Consider the following 243-nt stretch of genomic DNA (forward strand, 5'->3'; position numbering starts at 1 on the left):
CGTATAAATCAGGGCAAAAAAGGTGTCATCCGGGGCCTGTCCACGCAAGACCTTGATGGCATAGTCACGCAGTTCGTAACAGATGCCTTCTTTGTTAAAACCCGCCGTGGTGATCCCAAACAGCAGCGACTGCAAGCGGGCGCCGGTGGCGGTTTCCAGTACATCCCACACATCACGGGTGCGGTGCGCATGCAGTTCATCGACAATGCCGCAATGAATATTGAGACCATCAAGGTTATTGGC

1 protein-coding gene is annotated in these 243 nt (G+C 53.5%); it reads right to left on the reverse strand.

Going from position 1 to position 243, the window contains the following annotated elements; all coding sequences use genetic code 11:
• Nucleotides 1-243 (reverse strand): terminase large subunit domain-containing protein (locus Xsto_RS20990; protein WP_244590487.1); only part of this gene is annotated, 243 nt, incomplete at both ends.

This window comes from Xenorhabdus stockiae (assembly GCF_002632825.1).
Classification (GTDB): Bacteria; Pseudomonadota; Gammaproteobacteria; order Enterobacterales; family Enterobacteriaceae; genus Xenorhabdus; species Xenorhabdus stockiae.